This window comes from Paenibacillus sinensis (assembly GCF_019904155.1).
Classification (GTDB): domain Bacteria; phylum Bacillota; class Bacilli; order Paenibacillales; family Paenibacillaceae; genus Paenibacillus_AQ; species Paenibacillus_AQ sinensis.
Map to the genome: position 1 here is coordinate 55,841 of NZ_JAHCMB010000188.1, position 17,720 is coordinate 73,560.

The 17,720-nt window shown below is 56.4% G+C and carries 14 protein-coding genes and 1 pseudogene; 10 read left to right on the forward strand and 5 right to left on the reverse strand.

Annotated elements, in window-relative coordinates:
* Positions 1-108: 108 nt before the first annotated feature.
* Together KIH86_RS22085 and KIH86_RS22090 are read left to right on the forward strand one after the other, a co-directional pair.
* The gene (locus KIH86_RS22085) at positions 109-2,346 is read left to right on the forward strand and encodes an MMPL family transporter (protein ID WP_223083486.1); all 2,238 of its coding nucleotides are present in this window, start codon (positions 109-111) and stop codon (positions 2,344-2,346) included.
* Between the two features lie 13 nt (positions 2,347-2,359).
* On the forward strand, positions 2,360-3,214 hold the full coding sequence (locus tag KIH86_RS22090) for a DegV family protein (RefSeq protein ID WP_223083487.1): 855 nt from the start codon (positions 2,360-2,362) through the stop codon (positions 3,212-3,214).
* 296 nt (positions 3,215-3,510) lie between these two features.
* Here KIH86_RS22090 and KIH86_RS22095 read toward each other — a convergent pair.
* A pseudogene (locus tag KIH86_RS22095) lies at positions 3,511-3,868 on the reverse strand (glycosyl hydrolase family 8); the annotation flags it as partial.
* A gap of 188 nt (positions 3,869-4,056) precedes the next feature.
* On the opposite strand from KIH86_RS22095, the gene KIH86_RS22100 reads away from it, so the two are divergent.
* Positions 4,057-4,764, forward strand: a complete 708-nt coding sequence (locus KIH86_RS22100; protein WP_223083488.1) for a hypothetical protein — start codon at positions 4,057-4,059, stop codon at positions 4,762-4,764.
* 33 nt (positions 4,765-4,797) lie between these two features.
* Entirely contained in the window at positions 4,798-6,024 is a 1,227-nt protein-coding gene (locus KIH86_RS22105; RefSeq protein ID WP_223083489.1) for a FecR domain-containing protein, read from the forward strand.
* On the opposite strand, the gene KIH86_RS22110 is transcribed toward KIH86_RS22105, so the two are convergent.
* The gene (locus KIH86_RS22110; protein WP_223083490.1) at positions 6,012-6,701 is read right to left on the reverse strand and encodes a Crp/Fnr family transcriptional regulator; all 690 of its coding nucleotides are present in this window, start codon (positions 6,699-6,701) and stop codon (positions 6,012-6,014) included. The genes KIH86_RS22105 and KIH86_RS22110 overlap by 13 nt on opposite strands.
* A 154-nt stretch (positions 6,702-6,855) precedes the next feature.
* Here KIH86_RS22110 and KIH86_RS22115 point away from each other — a divergent pair, with 154 nt between their 5' ends.
* The 6 genes from KIH86_RS22115 to KIH86_RS22140 all read left to right on the forward strand — a co-directional run bounded on the left by KIH86_RS22115 (position 6,856) and on the right by KIH86_RS22140 (position 13,628).
* Positions 6,856-8,622 (forward strand): adenylate/guanylate cyclase domain-containing protein, encoded by a 1,767-nt coding sequence (locus KIH86_RS22115; protein ID WP_223083491.1) that lies wholly within the window; start codon positions 6,856-6,858, stop codon positions 8,620-8,622.
* 118 nt (positions 8,623-8,740) lie between these two features.
* Entirely contained in the window at positions 8,741-9,433 is a 693-nt protein-coding gene (locus KIH86_RS22120; RefSeq protein ID WP_316503205.1) for a response regulator transcription factor, read from the forward strand.
* A complete protein-coding gene (locus tag KIH86_RS22125) occupies positions 9,430-10,998 on the forward strand; it encodes a sensor histidine kinase (RefSeq protein WP_223083492.1) in 1,569 nt (522 codons plus the stop codon). Before KIH86_RS22120 ends, KIH86_RS22125 begins: the two co-directional genes overlap by 4 nt.
* 155 nt (positions 10,999-11,153) lie before the next feature.
* Entirely contained in the window at positions 11,154-12,335 is a 1,182-nt protein-coding gene (locus KIH86_RS22130) for a WD40 repeat domain-containing protein (protein WP_223083493.1), read from the forward strand.
* A gap of 46 nt (positions 12,336-12,381) precedes the next feature.
* Complete coding sequence (locus KIH86_RS22135; protein WP_223083494.1) at positions 12,382-13,092, forward strand: stalk domain-containing protein; 711 nt, start codon at positions 12,382-12,384, stop codon at positions 13,090-13,092.
* 347 nt (positions 13,093-13,439) lie between these two features.
* Complete coding sequence (locus KIH86_RS22140) at positions 13,440-13,628, forward strand: hypothetical protein (protein WP_235775542.1); 189 nt, start codon at positions 13,440-13,442, stop codon at positions 13,626-13,628.
* Between the two features lie 470 nt (positions 13,629-14,098).
* Here the strand turns inward: KIH86_RS22140 and KIH86_RS22145 are convergent, their stop codons facing one another.
* The 3 genes from KIH86_RS22145 to KIH86_RS22155 form a co-directional block, all read right to left on the reverse strand.
* Positions 14,099-15,847, reverse strand: a complete 1,749-nt coding sequence (locus KIH86_RS22145; protein ID WP_223083495.1) for a methyl-accepting chemotaxis protein — start codon at positions 15,845-15,847, stop codon at positions 14,099-14,101.
* 426 nt (positions 15,848-16,273) lie between these two features.
* Complete coding sequence (locus KIH86_RS22150) at positions 16,274-16,837, reverse strand: YdeI/OmpD-associated family protein (RefSeq protein ID WP_235775543.1); 564 nt, start codon at positions 16,835-16,837, stop codon at positions 16,274-16,276.
* Positions 16,838-16,944: 107 nt separating this feature from the next.
* Complete coding sequence (locus KIH86_RS22155; protein ID WP_223083496.1) at positions 16,945-17,619, reverse strand: FadR/GntR family transcriptional regulator; 675 nt, start codon at positions 17,617-17,619, stop codon at positions 16,945-16,947.
* Between the last annotated feature and the right edge of the window lie 101 nt (positions 17,620-17,720).

Here is a 17,720-nt window from a genome sequence, read left to right on the forward strand (position 1 = left end):
ATGTACGATTTTTTGCTGTTTGGTTTTCGTTATGATGGGAGCACGAGGTTGTCCGGCATACGGAAGCCCTGAAAAAATAGCAGCAAGGAAAGGAGATAGTGTGGCACTATGGCTAAATGGCTGTTTCAAATTGGCAAGTGGTCGGCGAAGAGGAGGAAGGGAGTTATCGCAGGAGGACTGCTGATTCTTGTTCTGGCGGCTTCAATTGGCCTGGGAATGGGTACGGCGTTCACTAGTGAAATGACAATTCCGGGAACCAAATCGGATATGGCCGGCAAAATTCTGGAGCAGGAATTTCCGTCCTCCGGCGGCGGAGGCCAGATCAGGCTGATCTTTAAATCCGGCGAAGGGACGCTGGATTCCGATCCGGCCAAGAAAGAAGTTACGGCGGCGCTGCAGAAGATTCAGCAGGATTCCTCCGTACAGTCCATTGCAAGCCCGTATGAATCCGGCACGTTGAATGCCGGCCATACAATCGGCTACGCAGATGTAACGTACAAGCAAGCGGCCGGAGAAGTTGCCGAGACTTCCAAGGAACATGTTCTTAAAGTGGTTGAATCCTTAAGAAAGGACGGCATCCAGACCGAGCTTGGAGGCAGCGTCGCTTTCTCCGAGATTGAAGTCGGCGGTGTCTCCGAAGTCATCGGCATCCTGATTGCCTTCCTCATTCTGGCGTTCACCTTCACTTCCTTCCTGGCTGCGGGCCTGCCCATCCTGACAGCGGTGATCGGACTGGGCATCGGCTTAATGATCGTCGTTATCGGCTCGAACTTCGTCAACATGTCTTCATTCTCCATTACGCTGGCCGTCATGCTGGCGCTGGCTGTCGGTATTGATTATGCGCTCTTTATCATATCCAGATACCGTCAGCAGCTGGCGGCGGGTTATGAGCGTAATGAAGCGATCGCCCAGGCCAATGCCACCGCCGGCAGCTCGGTGGTCTTTGCAGGTCTGACGGTCATTATTGCGCTGGCGGGATTGTCCGTTGTGCAAATTCCGTTCATTACGATGATGGGGCTTGCGGCCGCCATTAGCGTATTCGTTGCCGTGTTGATTGCCGTTATCTTTGTGCCGGCCGTATTGGCCGCCGCAGGTGAACGCATTGGCCCGGCAAGAGAAAATAAATGGCTGCGGAAAATATCCGGCGGCAAGAAGCAGTCCGGGTCTGCCAACCGCTGGGGAAGGCTGGTGACAGGCAAGCCCTGGTTAACCGCTATTTTATCCATTGCCATTTTGTCGGTATGCACACTGCCGTTTCTGCACATGGAGCTGGGGCTTCCCGACAATGGGCTTAAATCCGACAAGACTACGGAACGGCGGGGCTATGTCCTGCTGGCTGAAGGATTCGGAGAAGGGTTTAACGGTCCGCTGATCGTTGTCGCGCGAGCCGGGCAGAGCAAGGACCCTCAGAAGGAGATTGCGAGTGCAACGGCTTATCTCAAGGATCTGAATGATGTGGCAAGCGTCAGTCCGGTTATTCCAAGCTCTTCGGGCAAGGCCGCCATCATCAGCGTTCTGCCGAAGACCGGACCGCATGACATCAAGACGACCGAACTCGTCAAGGATATCCGCGACAAGGCGGAGAAGGTGCTGAAGGAGAAAAATATCGAGATTATGGTTACAGGCGGAACAGCAGTCAATATCGATATTTCGGAGAAGCTCTCCGAAGCGCTGCCGAAATTCGCACTGCTTATTGTGGGCCTTGCCTTTGTGCTGCTCATGCTGGTATTCCGGTCCATTCTCGTTCCGGTCAAAGCCGTTCTCGGGTTTCTGCTTACCCTGGGTTCCACGCTCGGTTTTGTGGTATGGGTCATTCAAGACGGGCATCTGGCGAATCTGTTCGGAATTCCCGTACCGGGGCCGGTACTCAGCTTCCTGCCTATCCTGGTCACAGGCATATTGTTCGGATTGGCGATGGATTACGAAGTATTCCTCGTCAGCCGCATGCGTGAGGACTACAGCCGCAGCGGAGATGCGCGCGGAGCCGTTATCAGCGGAATGAAGCACAGCGGTCCTGTCGTAACGGCTGCGGGTCTGATCATGATTGCCGTGTTCGCCAGCTTTATTTTTGCCGGGGATCCGATTATCAAGTCCATGGGTCTCGCGCTATCCTTCGGTATTCTGTTCGATGCCTTCATCGTGCGTCTGACGCTGGTTCCGGCGGTTATGACCTTATTGGAACGCCATGCCTGGTATTTGCCGAAATGGTTGGATCGCCTGCTTCCCAACATTGATGTTGAGGGGGAATCGGTGATGAAGCCTGCCGGTGAAGCGCACGCCGCACAGAGCGGAGGAAGCAGGGAGATGAAGGCTGCCGTTCCTGAAAGGGCAGGGGGAATCAAATAAGGAGGCCGAAAAATTGTCCAAGGTACGCATCTATGCCGACAGCATCTCGGATATTCCGCAGGGTTGGATCGATCAGCACAACATCGGGGTAGTTCCGTTATATATCGCGTTTGGCAATGAGGTCTTTCGGGACAAAATCGAGATTGCGGCCCCGGAAATGTTCCGGCTGGCGGACGCAACAGGGATGCTGCCCCAGACCATTGCGCCCTCGCCGGCCGACTTCCTGCAAGCCTTCGGTCCGGCGGTTGCCGCCGGCGAGGATGTCTTGTATATCAGCATGTCCTCGAAGCTGTCATCGACTTATCAGAACGGACTGCTGGCATCCAAGGAGTTCCCGCCAGGGAGGGTAACCGTTGTGGATTCGTTAAATGTGTCCGCCGGAACAGCGATGCTGGTGCTTCTGGCCGCCGAAATGGCTGCGGAAGGGAAAAGCGCCTTATCCATTGCCGATACGCTCCGAAAAGTTCGGGAGGATATCCGATTCAACGTCGTTCTTAAGCATCTGGATTATCTGCACAAGGGAGGAAGGGTCGGAAATCTTCAGCATTTGCTGGGCAGCATCCTTCAGATCCGGCCGGTTCTGTACGCCAGTCAGGGGCGAATGTGCTCAGGAGCGAAGATCAGGGGAAATGTCAGGAAAGTGATGAAACAGATTCTTCAGAGCATTATCAATCACCGCGAGCATATCTCGCATGACCGGATCATCATTGTCCAGAGCATGGAGGAGGAGACGGTGGAATGGCTGCGAGACTACATTCTGGAGGAGACCGGAATCCGCAACGTTCCCATCATTGAAGGAGGCTGTGCCATATGCGCACATAGCGGACCGCACAGTGTGGGTATCAGCTATGCCCTGAAACTGGAATAAAGCCGGTATTCGCTTGTAGCTTGATCGAGAGCACATGAAGAGCCGCCCCGCGCGGGTCAGCATTGGCTCCGGGTTCGCTGCAAGGCGTTACCGAGACGTTCATGAGAAGCAGCTGCATAGGCTTAGACGGAAAAAGGCGAACAGGCCGCTTGGGACCGGGCAATCCGGTCCTGGGCGGCCTGTTTTGAAATATAAGAATGTACGAGGTTGAGGTCTTGCCACAGCTTTCTATCTCTCGGCTAACTTGGCTTCAGAGGACGCGGTAAGGCTTAAGACACAAGTGTTCATCTCTGGTGCTAATCATTCCCGGTGGCGGCGGGTCCATATATGCGGTAGTTTCCGCTCAGCGCCAGCAAGCTGAAGAAGTACAGGCAGTTGTCATAGTACCTGCGCTCGCCGCTGCGGAGGGGCGTGTTCCAGAAGCGGCGGACGAACGTCTCCGCATTCGGGCCATCGGCTGCCAGCGAGGTCATGGTATTCGTCGCCAGCAGGCTGACCGGATGCAGAGCCGGTTCCTCGAAAGGCTGGCCGTCAATGGTGTACCGGCGGTAGTCGGCAGGATCGATATCGCGGAAGAATCTTTGAATGCGGTTGCATTCTTCAACCTGCCAAGGGTCTTTTTTTAAACCAGGCCCAGTCCAGTCCAGTCCGATATAACCGATACCCGGGTTCCTCCAGGCGTAAGTTGAAATGACCATATGTGAGAAGCAAAGATCATTAATGTGGTAAAAGACACGTTTTTTTGGTGGGCGAAGATACGGAAGAAAGCGGGGCGCACCGATATAATGAGTACATATCAACCGGTTGGATACAACAATAACCCGTAATTGGAGATGACGAATATGAAAAAGCTGACCCTGCTTCTATTAACCTTTGTTTTGGCGATTGCATTAGCCCCCGCCGCTTCAGCGGCCACTCAAGATACCGCAAACCTGCATATCACTAATCTGTCTGTTGCCTACAGCGACACGGGATTCGTATACCGGACAGTGCTGCATAATACCGGCAACATGACGTTGAACGGCATTTCTTCGCTGCATATGGATTTTTATGATCGAAACGGCAATCGATTTGAAAGTGTGAGCTATCCGATCGACGCCGACCTGAAGAAACTCGTGTTGAAGCCGGGAGAGAGCAAGATGTGGCAGTTCACCGTCAAGACGAAGCGTTTGGCTGACATCGGTGAATATAAATACAATGCGGTGGTTGGTTCGGCTAAGCCCGTCATAACCTCGGGTACCGTGGTGAAGATCAATAATCGAAATGGGGCAGTCAGCGCGAAGCCTGTGGTCTCCGGAGGTATGATGTATATCTCCCTCAAAGATATGGCCTCGATCACGGGCTCCTCCCTTCGCACCAACACCAAAGCCGGCACGGTCACATTGACCTATAAAGGGATTGCGCGTACGCTCAAACTGGGCACAGCAGCCAAGCTGATCAATGGCAATATGATGATCGGCGTGGATTACATCAAGAACTTGTACCCGGAGGTGGGGGTCGCGCTCAACAAGATGGACAAGGCTACGGTCATCTCGATACATATTTCGTAAATCACGGCCATTTCATTAAGCGGAGGAACAGTGGTGCATACACGATTTATTCATTCCATAAACATCCTTCTTCTGTTCACCCTTCTGACAGGTCTGCTAGGCGGATGCTCCTCGTCCGCCACGGCAGACCCTCTGTCCGTTCGGGTGGAGGCGATCGAGGGGAGCGTCAGCGTTCTCACTGCATCGGGAGAGCAGCGTGAACTGACTCATCCGGACACTCTCCAAACTGGAGACACAGTTAGAACAGGCGATTACGCCTCGTGCTCAATTATATACGAGGATGGCACTGCAACGACGCTTGGCGGCGGAACTTCGCTGACCATCGGTCAGGCGGACAGCAGCGGTGTGCGGCTGCGCGTCTCGGCGGGCCGGATCTGGATCAAGGTCAAGCATCTGATTGTCGGCGAGGAAAGCTTCGATGTGGAGAGCGGGCAAGTTAACGCTTCCGTGCGAGGAACCCTGTTCTATGTCGATGCCGGAAGCGGCGAGTCCACCTCGATCGCGCTGGTAGACGGCCAGTTGGCGGCAGGCAGCGGCAATTCCCGGCTTCCGGATAAGGCGGATGAGGCAGGGACGGACACCGCCTGGCTGAACCCGTTCGAACAGCTAGATGCCGCTGGCGGGAGCGCCAATATCGGGAAGCTGAAATCCGAGCTGAAGGTGGAGGAGCTATTGGAAGGAGCGGACCGGCCGCTTCTTCAGCAGATGCTGCTGGATGTCAGGGAGAGAACCGGGGAGGACGCTTCCGCTAATCAGCGCCTGTCGGAGCTGGCCGAACAATTGGAGAAAGAACTGGACGCACAGGCGCGCGAGGCGCGGAATCTCCTCGACTATGTATTGACGGACACCGACTTCTATGCGGCTCCGCTTAAAGGCGGCTATCTGGACGAGAAGACCGGCATCCTGTACCGTTCCATTCAATCCGAATTCCCTGCGGAGATCAACTTCTACACCAACGCAGGCCAAGTCAAATGGGCACCGGACGCAGCGCAGAGTAAACCGGTCATCTTCCGGATTCACGACCCCAAACTGGTGGATACGAGCGAAATGGGCGTCCTGGACCATGTATGGAACCTTGGCGCCTCCACCTATCCGAAGGTAGCGGGCTGGGAGCCTTTGGACTCGGGCGGGGAGCTGTACAAAAAATATACCCGTTATATTCAGATTAACGGGGCTGGCCGTCTGCCGATCGAGGAGCTGATGCGCCGCAGCGGGCAGGAACCGGCCGATTATGTATTTATCGATATTCAGGACCAGTAGACAAGGTCTCTGAGCCGCTCGGGGGAAATCAGCGTAAAAGCCTTTCGATCCACCAGCAGGAGATTCTTGGATTGGAGCTCGGAGAGCACTTTGGTGACCGCTTCCCGGCCGGTGCCCGCCATGCCGGCGAGCTGCTGATGGGTCATCCGGACATCGATAACCGTTCCGGCATCGCTAGGACGCCCATGCTGCTCCGACAGGTCAAGCAGCAGTTGGATTACCCGGGACCTTACATCAAGGAAGGACAGATGCTCAATGAGGTCATCGGCTCTCCGCAGCCGTTCCATAAACAAGGAGAGCAGGCGAAGCATGAGTTGGGGGCGGGAAGTGAGCAGCTCTACGAATTCCCGTTTCCTCATGATCAGCAATTCACAGGCTTCCATTGTCTCGGCCGATGCGGAGCGGAGCCGCTCCTCCTCCAGCATCGCCATTTCACCGAACAGATCACCGTCCCGGAACACCTTCAGAATGATCTCGCGACTATCGCTGTTGCGGTATATTTTGACGGAGCCGCTCTTGATAATGTAGAGCTCGTTCCCGGGATCGCCTTCAAAGAATATCATCGTGTTCTTCTTATAGCTGCGTTTGGCCAGCAGGGGGGCAAGCGGAGCCAGCTCGTCCTCACGCAGGCCCGCAAAGAACGGGACTTCCTGATGCAGAAACGACAAGACATTCATAGACTCACTTCTTTCATGAAGATAGATTAAGCGGCAGGCGCGTACAGAGTAGTTCGTCCGAAGCCTGTGCAAATCCTTTATTTCGAAGCAATGGCCGTTCCGTTCCGGCGGCAATCATAAGGTACAGGGAGGCAACAGCGGGGGGATGGGCATAATGAAGCGATTAATCCGGTCGGGGGCAGTGGCGGCGCTGCTGATTTTGATCTTTGGCATACTGTATCAATATTCGGCCTGGGGAAGACTCGAAAGGGCTGCCTCGGACCGGCTGACCCGGGAGAGCAGGGCGCTCGATTCCAGAATTGTGATTGCCGGAATCGACACCAAAACCTTGAACCGGCTGGACCGGAATATGCTCGGCTGGAAGCGTGAGGTGTATGCCGCTGCGATCGAGCGGATGATGCATGACGGAGCCCGGGCAGTATGGCTGGATGTGCTGTTTACAGGCGTCAATGACAAGGCCGACAACGGGAAACTGGAGGAGGTCATAGGCCGTTATCCGAATGTGTTCGTCGGAGGCGAGGTTGTCCAAGGGGAGCTGGCGCCGCTGGATATCCAAGTACCGGCGGATCAGATCGGCCATGTTCATTTCCGCAGCGAATACGGCAAGGTCAGCCAGGGCCTTCTCGCCGTCCATGATCTTCAGCAGGGCTGGATTCCGTCAGGCGGACTGCTGCTGGCCAACGCGTTGCTTCCGGCGGATATGCAAATACGGCGAAATGAAGCGGGGGAATGGATTAGGGGAAAAAGTCCGCTGCCTGCTGGCCGGGACGGCGGGCTATTCTTTGCCTATGCCCAGCCCAAAAGCGGGGATTACCGCGAGGTGTCGCTCATTGATGTAATAGATGGAGCGTTCCCGACTGGAACATTTAAAGACAGCGTTGTTATTCTGGGGGCTTATTCGGATACGATGCCTGCCGATGCCTTTGCAACCTCCTACTCCGGGGGCGAGAGCTACGGGACGATGATTCACGCCAATTTCATCCAGAGCCTGCTGGACGGCGGGTATTACCGCTATGCGGACAAGACGGCGGGGTGGTTATGGATTGCAGCTGCGGTCCTTCTGTCCAGCCTGGCCTTTGCAGCGGTTTCCGGAAGACGTTGGGCGGCTCTTGTTCTGGTCCTCTGCGCTGGAGGAACGGTGGCCGGATCTGTCGCCGTCTATGTTGCAGCCAAGGTAGTCCTTCCTTTGCTGTATCCACAGGCCGCGATCTTGTCCGCGTACATCCTGCGGATGGTCCAGGACGTGATTCGCGAACGGGAAGAGCGCCGCAGGGTGACCTCCCTGTTCGGCCGCTACGTGTCACCCGAGGTTGCACGACAGCTCGTTGATAGCGGCATCCGGCCCTCCCTTACCGGAACAACGGAGGACGTGTCCGTCATGTTCGTGGATATCCGGGGCTTTACCTCCTTGTGTGAGCGGCTGGAGCCGCAGCAGGTCGTTGCCATCCTCAACCGCTATCTGGAACTATGCACGAACTGCGTTTACCGCAACGGCGGCATGATTGACAAATTCATCGGAGACGGGGTAATGGCACTGTTCGGCGTGCCCGCCGCTTCGGCGAACCATGCGCAGCAGGCGGTGGAGTCCGCCCGGGCTCTGCTCAGGGAAGGAGAGCCGGTGCTTGCGGAACTGGAGTCGGAATTCGGCGTCCAGCTCTCCTTCGGCGTGGGGATTCACTCGGGGAGAGCGGTTATCGGGAATATAGGCTCTTCCTACCGGATGGATTATACGGCGATAGGAGACACTGTCAACACAGCCGCCCGTCTGGAGTCGAATGCCCGGTCCCATCAGATTCTACTAAGCGCCGACGCAGCCGAGCGTGTTCGGGGGCTGGCGCCTCTGGCCGACGCCGGCCGGATTATGCTTAAAGGCAAGGCGGAGCCCGTTCAGGTCTATGAAACATCCGTCCTTCCGTTATAGCAACTGAGAATCGGGATAGTCCTGAACCAGGTGGCCCGATTGACAGACTTTCTTCCATCCACTAGGGTTAAGGTGCAGCCGGGTAACAGGCAATAATGAACAAAGGGGCCGGAGACTGATGGTAAAAGTGCTTGTCGTCGACGACGAAGCCAGCATCGCGGGAGCGGTGTCCTATGCGCTTCAGAGAGAGGGCTATACCGTGGAAACGGCGGGCAACGGCGAGGAGGCGCTGGAGCGGGTGGAGTCTTTTCAGCCGGATGTCATGGTGCTTGATGTCATGATGCCCAAATTGAACGGATACGAGGTATGCCGCAGGCTGGAAGGAAGGGAGCGCAAGCCGGCCATTCTGCTGCTGACGGTGAAGGACGATATTGTGGACAAGGTGCTGGGGCTTGAGCTTGGAGCCGATGATTACATGACCAAGCCCTTCGATATGCGTGAAATTATGGCCCGGGTCAAGGCGCTGTCCCGCCGGCGGGGAGCGGAAATAGCCGCGCCTGCGCCTGCGGAAGATGTGCTTCAGGTGGGCGATTTAACGATAGAAAATTACAGCCGGACTGTCCTGCTGCATGGAGAAGCGCTGGAGCTGACGCCCAAGGAGTTCGATCTGCTGGCGCTGCTCGTACGAAATCCCGAGCGTGTCTATTCCCGGGAGGCGCTGCTGGATCAGGTATGGGATATCGACTTTGCGGGCGGAACCCGTACGGTGGATATTCATGTGCAGCGGCTTCGCAAGAAGCTCGGGGACATGCAGGGATTGATTCAGACGGTGTACGGGATCGGCTATAAGGCCACAAGGAAGCAGACATGAATAGACGGTTTCGCATCGGATTAAAAGGGAAGCTGGCGCTGCTGCTCGCTCTGCTCCTTGCCTTTGTACTGGTCCTGCTCAGCGTGCTGGTGCTGGCTGGCATACGGGATGACCAGCAAAGCCGGCTGGAGCAGTCCTTCGCCCATCAGGCCGATGCCGCCAATCTGCGGGTTCGGCAGCAATTTCTGACCGGCGAGCCTGTGGAGCCGGCGGCTTTCATGGAGCGGAACGGGCAGAAGCTCGCGGTGGACTTGAGCGAGCAGAGCGGGATGGCCGTGACGCTGTATGACGCGGAGGGCGTCTTTGCCGGAACCTCGCTACCGTTCCAGCCGCAGGCCGACGTCAAGGATGCTCTGGCTTACACCGCCAATAGGCAATCCGTCTATATTACGGAAGGCGATCAGATTCTGTATCTGGCTCCGCTGTACAACGCGGACCAGTTCCTGGGGACGCTGCAGTTTCACGCTTCCCTGGCGGAGCAGCATGCGTTCTACCGACGCATCCAGAACCTGTTCCTCGGAATCGGAGCCGCGGTGCTGGCGTCCGGATTTCTCCTCGGGTATCTCTACGTCTGGCGCCAGGTGAACGTAATTGGAAGGCTGAACGAGGCTGCCCGGCGGATCGGGCAGGGCCGGTATTTGTCGGAGCCGACGGTGCGCCGCCGGGACGAGCTCGGTGAGCTGGCGCAGGGCATCTATGAGATGAGCGGAAGCGTGGAGTCTTCAGTCAATCTGCTGACGGAAGAGAAGCAGAAGCTGCTGGCGGCCATCGTCAGGCTCCAGGAGCTGGAGCAGCAGCAGAAGCAGTTCATCGGCAACATCAGCCATGAGCTGAAGACGCCGCTGACCTCCATTATGGCATACGCCGATCTGCTGGAGATGTATCAGGACGACCCGGCTCTGCTCGGCGAGGCCCGGATGCAGATCCGCCGCGATGCGGAGCGGCTGTACGGGCTGGTCGAGAAGGCGCTGCAGCTATCTTCGATGGATATTTACGACTTCGAAACCCATGCGGAGACGGTGCAGCTTAAGCCGCTGCTTGAGGAGGCGGTGAGCCGGCTGGAGGGAAAAGCGGCCAGCCGGCGGATCAGCCTGGTTCCTAGGCTGACCGAAGGAACGGTCTGGGCGGACCCGGAGCATATAATGCATATGCTGCTGAACCTGCTGGATAATGCGGTCAAATACAACAGACCCGGCGGCTCGGTTACGGTCTCCAATATGCCGGAGGACGGGCCGGAAGGGGAGGCCCGAATGAAGATTGAGGTGGCCGATACGGGAATCGGCATTCCGGAGTCGGCGAAGGAGCGGATATTCGATCCTTTCTATACGGTGAGCGCCGACAGGTCACGGGAGACGGGCGGCTCGGGACTGGGGCTGCCCCTGGTCCGCAGCCTGGCCGACAAGCAGAACGGGAGCGTATATCTGGCCGAGACGGGGCCGGAAGGCTCCAGATTTGTCCTTACGCTGCCCGCCGGGAAGCCGGATGTGCAGCAGGGGAAGAGGGACATGCGGCAGGGAAAGCCCGGTGCGGAAGAGGTCCGGGAAGATGCCCGGCCCGATCATTAAGCAAGCCCAGGACTGTATACGGCAGCCTGGGCTTTTGGCGTACATTTGTTTACAAGTTGGATACAAGCCGGATATATGTCAGAGATATTGCGGCTCTATACTGAATTCGAACAGGGAAGCAGCTTGAACAACTACTGCATTAGGAGGGACCTGTAATGAATAGAAGCAGCCAAAGAACAATCATGAAGCTGATCGCCGCCTCCGCGCTGGTCGCCGGACTAACCGCGTGCCAGCCCTCCGGCGCGAAGGTAACGCCGATCAATTCAAATAACGGCAGCCAGGCTACAGCCGGCGCCGGATCGGGAGCTGCGTCCGGCGACGGCCGGAAGCTGACCGTGGTGAAGGGACCGGAGAGCCAGGCCGGCCAGGACATCGCAATTGCGCGCATTCACCGGCTCGAAGGCGTCTCCCTTGACCGCTGGAAGTCGGATGATCTCGTTCAGATTACGACCACGGAGGTGGTCAAGCCCGGTACGGCAACGACAGAGCCGGAATACGCCTATCTGTCCTCCACCTATGATGTGACCACTGGAGTCAAGTCCGGCGAGGGCAAGAATGAAGAGGCTGCCGCCGGGAGAGTGGTTAAAGAGGAAATTTCCCCGGACGGAGCGTTCAGCTTTATCCAGGAGTGGCAGGACAAATACACGGCTCGCAACTGGATCAAGAACCGACAGACCGGCGAGAAACGAGAGATCAAGGGGCCGACGTATCTGGAGACGGGAAGCTGGATGGACAATGATACCTATATTTTGGCGCCAGGGTCCATGAAAGGCCGGGGAGAGCTTCTCTCCATCCAGACAGACGGTACGGTCTCCACGCTGCAGCTGAACGATCCGGAGGTCGAGGCGTTCGGGCAGTTCGGTGCGGCACAGGGACGGATCTATTACACCGATAACAACCGGACGCTGAAATCTTTCGATCCCAAGGAGACGAAGCCGGTCTCATTGCTGAAACAAGTGGACAGCTTCGATATCGCACCTGACCGGAAGTGGATCGCTGTCACGTTGAGAACCTCGACAGGGCTGCCTGGGACCGAGCTGCGCCTCTTTGATCCCGCCGGAAGTCCCAAGGGCACTCTGATGGCCAAGGGCGACACCGTTACGTATACCGCCTGGTCGCCGGATTCCTCCAAGCTGGCATTTGCCGTATACACGGAGGAGACAAGCGGAATGAACGGCGTGTATGTCCTTGACACAGCTTCCGGCAAAGTATCGCTGGTGGGACCGGGCTATTATCCGACCTATCCGCTTAGCTGGAATCCTTCCGGTACACGGCTTGGCGTTACGTTCTCGGGAGATCAGAGTCTGCCGGTAACGGAGATTATTGATTTTAAGTAAGCAGAAAGAAGATATCAATCAAAAACAACATGGGAGGAATATACAAATGAATAAGAAAATGAAGAAATCGGTAGCGGCTTTGATGGTGATGGGCATGACCCTGTCGGGAGCGGCGGGCGTATACGCGGGCACGAATTTGCAGAAAATTTCGGCCTATCTCGATCGCCAGACTACCATTACGGTAAATGGGGCCGCTTTTGCTCCGACGGACGCGAAGGGAACGAAGCTGGCGCCGATTAACTATCAGAATATGCAGTATGTGCCGCTCCGGGCTTTTGCAGATGCACTGAAGGTTCAGGTGCAGTTTGATGCCAAGACCCATACGGTGACCGTCGGCTCCAAGGGAGAAGCCCCCGCCGGGAATACCGCAGGCTACTCCACTGTCAGCTACAGCAAATCACAGCTTCAGGCCATCAAGGCTGAGTTTGCCAAGTTCCAGGGATTTGAGTCACCGTATGCTCCTTTGAAAATGGTTAAGGGCGACGCCTTCAAGCAGGCATCGGCTTCGGACGACGGTGTAAGCCTGCTGTTCACCCACATGCGGGTCAGTGTTTCTCCGAGAGACTACTCCTATGAATATGACGGCACCTCGGTTACGCTGAAGAACGGACTGAAGGGCAAATGGTATACGCCCAGCGACACGCCGATGCTGACCTTCAAGCTGGACGACCGGTTCGTGACCTTGAGCTCGGCCGATCAATCCGTCAGCAAGACGCAGCTGGAAGAGATTGCGGCCAGTGTTGCGAAAGTGAAGTAATGAGGCAGTGAAGTGCCGAGAGTCAAATCATGCAGATCATGCAATGGAGTCAAGCAATAGAGTCAAGCAATAGAGTCAAGTACGAAAAATTAAGCGGCGAAGCAACCTGACCAGTGTGAGTAACGAAAGTAAAGTGAGAGAAGTTAAGTGACGAAAATGAAGCAAACAAATGGGAAGCAACCGAAAGCGGAGTAAACAATGTGAAGAGCAAAAGTGAAGAAGAGTGAGGGAAGCGGCGGCTCCCCGGGTCCCATAGCAGCATTTTATATGCGAACGCGAACTGCTACCCTTGGGCGCCCGCTCATTCCCGCCAGCCTGCCATTGAAACCCCGTCCGGCATTACGTTCGTGGGCTATGAGAATCCTCCGGGGGTTGCAACCGCCGGCCGTGTACAAAACTTTCTGGACAGCGACCGGGCATCCTGGTATAACCCGGTCAACATCACCGCCCATGAAGAGGGCGGGCACTTCATCCCGTGGGAAATTCCGGAGCTGTGGGTGGAAGACCTTCGCCGGACCTTCCGGGGACGACGGTGACAGGGGCCGGGCTCCGGGAAGCGGGTAGACAGCCCGCGATAGCGGCAAATTAGCCTCACCAAGTAGGCTCAACAACCAGAACAAGAGCGGCTAAAAACGGCAAAACGGCCGCGCCTAAAGCGGGCAAACAGCTACCGCAAGCACTGCTAAACAGCCATACCCAAGACGGCTACACAGCAACGCCAAAAACGTCTAACTGCCACCGCCAAGAGCGGCTAAACAGCCGTACCCAAGGCGATTGAGCAGCTGGTACCCAAGGCGGTTGAACAGCCACACCAAGAACGGCTAACAGCCATCGCAAGCACGTTCAAGCAGCTACGCCAAAGTGACGAAACAGCCGTACCAAACGCAGCTTGCAGCACACCAAAAGCAGCCAAACAGCCCAAAGAGGCCATTGAAGCGTACAGCTTCAATGGCCTCTTTTTACCGTTGGCATTCATCCGGACCCAATTGATGCACCGCTACACCGTTTACAGCTTAAACTTGGACACCATGTTCTCCAGCAGCCGCGCGCCTTCGACGGAGCGATCCATATAAGCCGAGACTTCCTCGGTCTTCTCGACAATGACGCCGGACTTCTCGGCAATGTGGGCGGCCCCGGTGGCGCCTTCGTTGGCGGCGATTGAGACCTCCTGAATGACCTTCACAATGCTGTGGATCGAGGCCAGAAGCTCCTCGGAGGTGGCGCTCAGGCTGGTGACGAGCCCGTTGATCTGGTCCGCATCGCTCCGGTACCGGTCGCTCGCCTGCAGCATGGTTCCGTAATCACCGCGCACATCATGCTCCACATAGTTCAGCAGCTTGGCGGATTGGCCTGACAGATGCGATACCGATTGGACGACGGTCCCCGCGACCTGCTGGATTTCGGCGGCCGTGTTCTTGGAGTCGTCCGCCAGCTTGCGGATCTCTCCAGCGACCACGGCGAAACCCCGGCCCGCTTCCCCGGCGCGGGCTGCCTCAATGGAGGCGTTGAGCGCAAGCAGGTTCGTCTTGGCGGTAATGTCGAGGATCGCGCTCGCCAGCACGTCGATTTGCTCGACCGCCTTGGCGTCTTCCAGTGCCTTGCCCAGCGTGTCCTTCATCTCCGAGAACAGGATCAGAGCCTGCGCGTTGGAGGCTTCGAAGCTCTCTTTCAGACGGCCTGCTCTTTCATTAATCTCCTCGACCGCCTGGGCGCCTTCCTGGGCATTAACGGCCACGCTTTCGACCGCGTGCTCCATTTCATGAGAGGAAGCGTTCATTTCCTGCGTGGAGGCCGCTGTTTCTTCCATGCCTGCGGACAGCTGCTCCGTGGTGGAGGAAATGTCCTCGACTTCCCGGCCCAGCTCGTTCATGCTGGCCTTGGTGCTGCCAATCGCCTCCTTGAGACGGCTGGTCTCCTCGATCACACTTGTAATCAAAGTGTGGAATTCCTGTCTTGCCCCCGCCTCCGCTGCGATGATCGAGGCAAATTCATCCTTTTCCTTCACATAGGAATCAAAGCTGTCGTCGTATTTCAGATCAAACTGCGCCGTCTTGCGGATCAAGCCGAGAGCAGCCTGAGTGCGCCGGTTAACATTGCGGATGATCCAGACGCCAAGCAAAAGGGAGAGCAGCAGAGCGCCTCCTGTCAGCAGCAGGGTTTGCTTTTTCGCGTCCGCCACATCTGCCTTGTTCCGCGCGATAATATCCTGGCTGTAATCATCCAGAATCTCTTCCACCTGATTGATCTTGTCACGCGCCAAGTCAAAAGCGTTCTTGTAAGCGGCCGAGTCGGTTAATGAATTCTGCTCGACATTATAGAGGCCGGACCATGCTTTGAAGTTCTGGTCGAACTCGTCAAAGAGCTGGGTCACCGTCTTTCCGGAAGACTTGTGCTTATAAGACATAATCGTACTGTCGCTATGCTGTAAAATCTCTTTGGCTTTGCCCACCCGCTCTGCGGTCTGCTGAACATTCTCCAGGTAGTCCGCCCGGTCCTGGTCCTGCTGCTGTCGGCTGTCGTCGGTCATCCGGGCTCGCAGGGCAGCATCGGCCTGATAAAAGTCGCGGTCTGCATTAAGCAGCCAATAATCGCTTTGATGTGCTTCATTGTACAGGCGGTCTGTTAATTCCCCGTACAGATGGGTTAACGAATTGTTGGAGAACACGGCCAGGAGAACAAGGGCCAGCAGTGGAGCGAGCAGGGGAATGCTCATTTTGGTGCGAAGCTTCAGATTGCCAAGAGATAGACCTTTCAAATGGGATTCCTCCTAGATGAGTGCCGGGGGATTGGTTCGTCCCGCCTGCCTGCCGATAATCATACCTTGTAAAGCTTACATGGCTTATATCGGCACATTCCGGGGATTCCTTAACAAACGGCGAGAGAAGCGAAGCGGGACCATATCGTTCCCTAGCGGGACGCCGATTCTTGCCTGAACCGAGCAAAAGAGAGGGGGGTTCCCCGCTCTCTTGTGTGAGTTGATGCTTTGGGTGAAGCGGGGGTGATTGCATATCGCAGTTCGCAGCAAGATGCAAAGAATCGAAGGGAGCGGCTGAGAAGATCCGGGTTACTGTGAATGATAAAAGCATGGCTGATGCCCATACCGATCTCCACCCTATCATCATGAAAAAAGCAGCGGCCTCGTTCCCGGACAATCATCCCTGGATCACAAATGGTCTATCCGCTAAGGATACAGCTTCTCGCCTTTCTCCAGCATCTCAAGGAATTGCTGAATCCGTTTAATTCTCGTTGCCGTCGTTCTGGCCTGATGGAGCCGGTACAGGATGGCATATTGATTCTGCCGGTTCAGCGAATCAAAGCACGCCTTCGCCTGGGGATGCCGGTTAAGCTCGGCCTCGAAATCCTCGGGCACTGAAGCGCTGCTGAACGACTCGTAGGCCTTGTCCCATTCGCCGTTCTGCTTGGCCGCCTCGATTGCCGCCAAACCGGCCGGTTTCATCCGGCTCTCCCCGATCAAACGCTCTGCCTTCTCTTTATTCACCTTCGACCATACGCTTTTGGACCCGCGGGGCGTGAAGCGCTGAAGCCAGGTCCGGTCATCTTGCTTCTCCTTGTGGCTGTCGATCCAGCCGTAGCACAGTGCGACTTCGAGCGCTTCACCGTAACTGACGGAGAAGAGTCCGGAGTCCTTCTTCGCAATCTGCAGCCAAATTCCCGGCGATATGGCATGATGCTCCTCCAGCCACTGCTCAAAGGCTCGGGAGTCTTCGAACAGTATGATGGGCAAATCATCATTTTCACGGGCGTCGCCTCCTTGGGTATTACGTCTCGCGACTTGTGTGTCCGGCGCCCCGGGCCTTCTGCGCCTTGGGGTATACGGAGCTATACGGCAGACTACTTCCGCAGGCTTGTCAGCATGCTGCGGATATGGCTGTCCATGAGCTGCCGGGCCGTCCCGTTATCATGTTCCTCAATCGCGATGGCGATCAGAATATGATAGTTGGACGCTTTGGTACGCATATGGGGCAGCGTATTCGTCTGCTTGCGGCCTTCCGCCAGCAGAGGGAGAATCGAATTCAGCATGCGGGCCAGTACCGGATTTGAAGCGCTCTCGGCGATGAGCTGGTGAAAAGCCAGGTCCGTCTCGAAGAAGGGACCGCCTTCTTCCATCTGCCGCACCATCCGCTCCGCCAGCTCCCGCAGTCTGCGCACCTGCGTCTCATCAGCACGCTGTGCCGCCAGGGCGGCCAGCTCCGGCTCGATCAGCAGCCGGGCCTCCAGAAGATCGACGAGCGAGATGTCCTCAAGTTCCTTGAGCGCCGCCGCCGGGTTATCCAGGAGCAGCGGGTCGTTACGGACATACATGCCCCTCCCGTGCTCAATGCTGACATTGCCCTGGCTCTCCAGAATCCGCAGCGCTTCGCGGACGGTGGTGACGCTGACAGAGAAATCGGCGGCAAGCTGCTGCAGGGTGGGGAGGCGGTCGCCCGGCGCCCATTCCCCACTCTGGATTTTCTGTTTCATAAGCTCCATCGTAGCCTGAAACGCGGTTTGTTTCGTCTGTTTCATAATGGTCCGTCCTTGTCTTGGGATGAATGCCCTTATTTTAGCACAGGTCCGCCTACGATAAGAGATTAGTATTGACTGCCTGTCGATAAGATAATATGATT

Bases quoted from the DNA above. Each gene is read 5' to 3' on its own strand.
- KIH86_RS22085 (WP_223083486.1), top strand. From the start codon at position 109: ATGGCTAAATGGCTGTTTCAAATTGGCAAGTGGTCGGCGAAGAGGAGG.
- KIH86_RS22100 (WP_223083488.1), top strand. From the start codon at position 4,057: ATGAAAAAGCTGACCCTGCTTCTATTAACCTTTGTTTTGGCGATTGCA.
- KIH86_RS22110 (WP_223083490.1), bottom strand. From the start codon at position 6,701: ATGAATGTCTTGTCGTTTCTGCATCAGGAAGTCCCGTTCTTTGCGGGC.
- KIH86_RS22115 (WP_223083491.1), top strand. From the start codon at position 6,856: ATGAAGCGATTAATCCGGTCGGGGGCAGTGGCGGCGCTGCTGATTTTG.
- KIH86_RS22120 (WP_316503205.1), top strand. From the start codon at position 8,741: ATGGTAAAAGTGCTTGTCGTCGACGACGAAGCCAGCATCGCGGGAGCG.
- KIH86_RS22125 (WP_223083492.1), top strand. From the start codon at position 9,430: ATGAATAGACGGTTTCGCATCGGATTAAAAGGGAAGCTGGCGCTGCTG.
- KIH86_RS22130 (WP_223083493.1), top strand. From the start codon at position 11,154: ATGAATAGAAGCAGCCAAAGAACAATCATGAAGCTGATCGCCGCCTCC.
- KIH86_RS22135 (WP_223083494.1), top strand. From the start codon at position 12,382: ATGAATAAGAAAATGAAGAAATCGGTAGCGGCTTTGATGGTGATGGGC.
- KIH86_RS22155 (WP_223083496.1), bottom strand. From the start codon at position 17,619: ATGAAACAGACGAAACAAACCGCGTTTCAGGCTACGATGGAGCTTATG.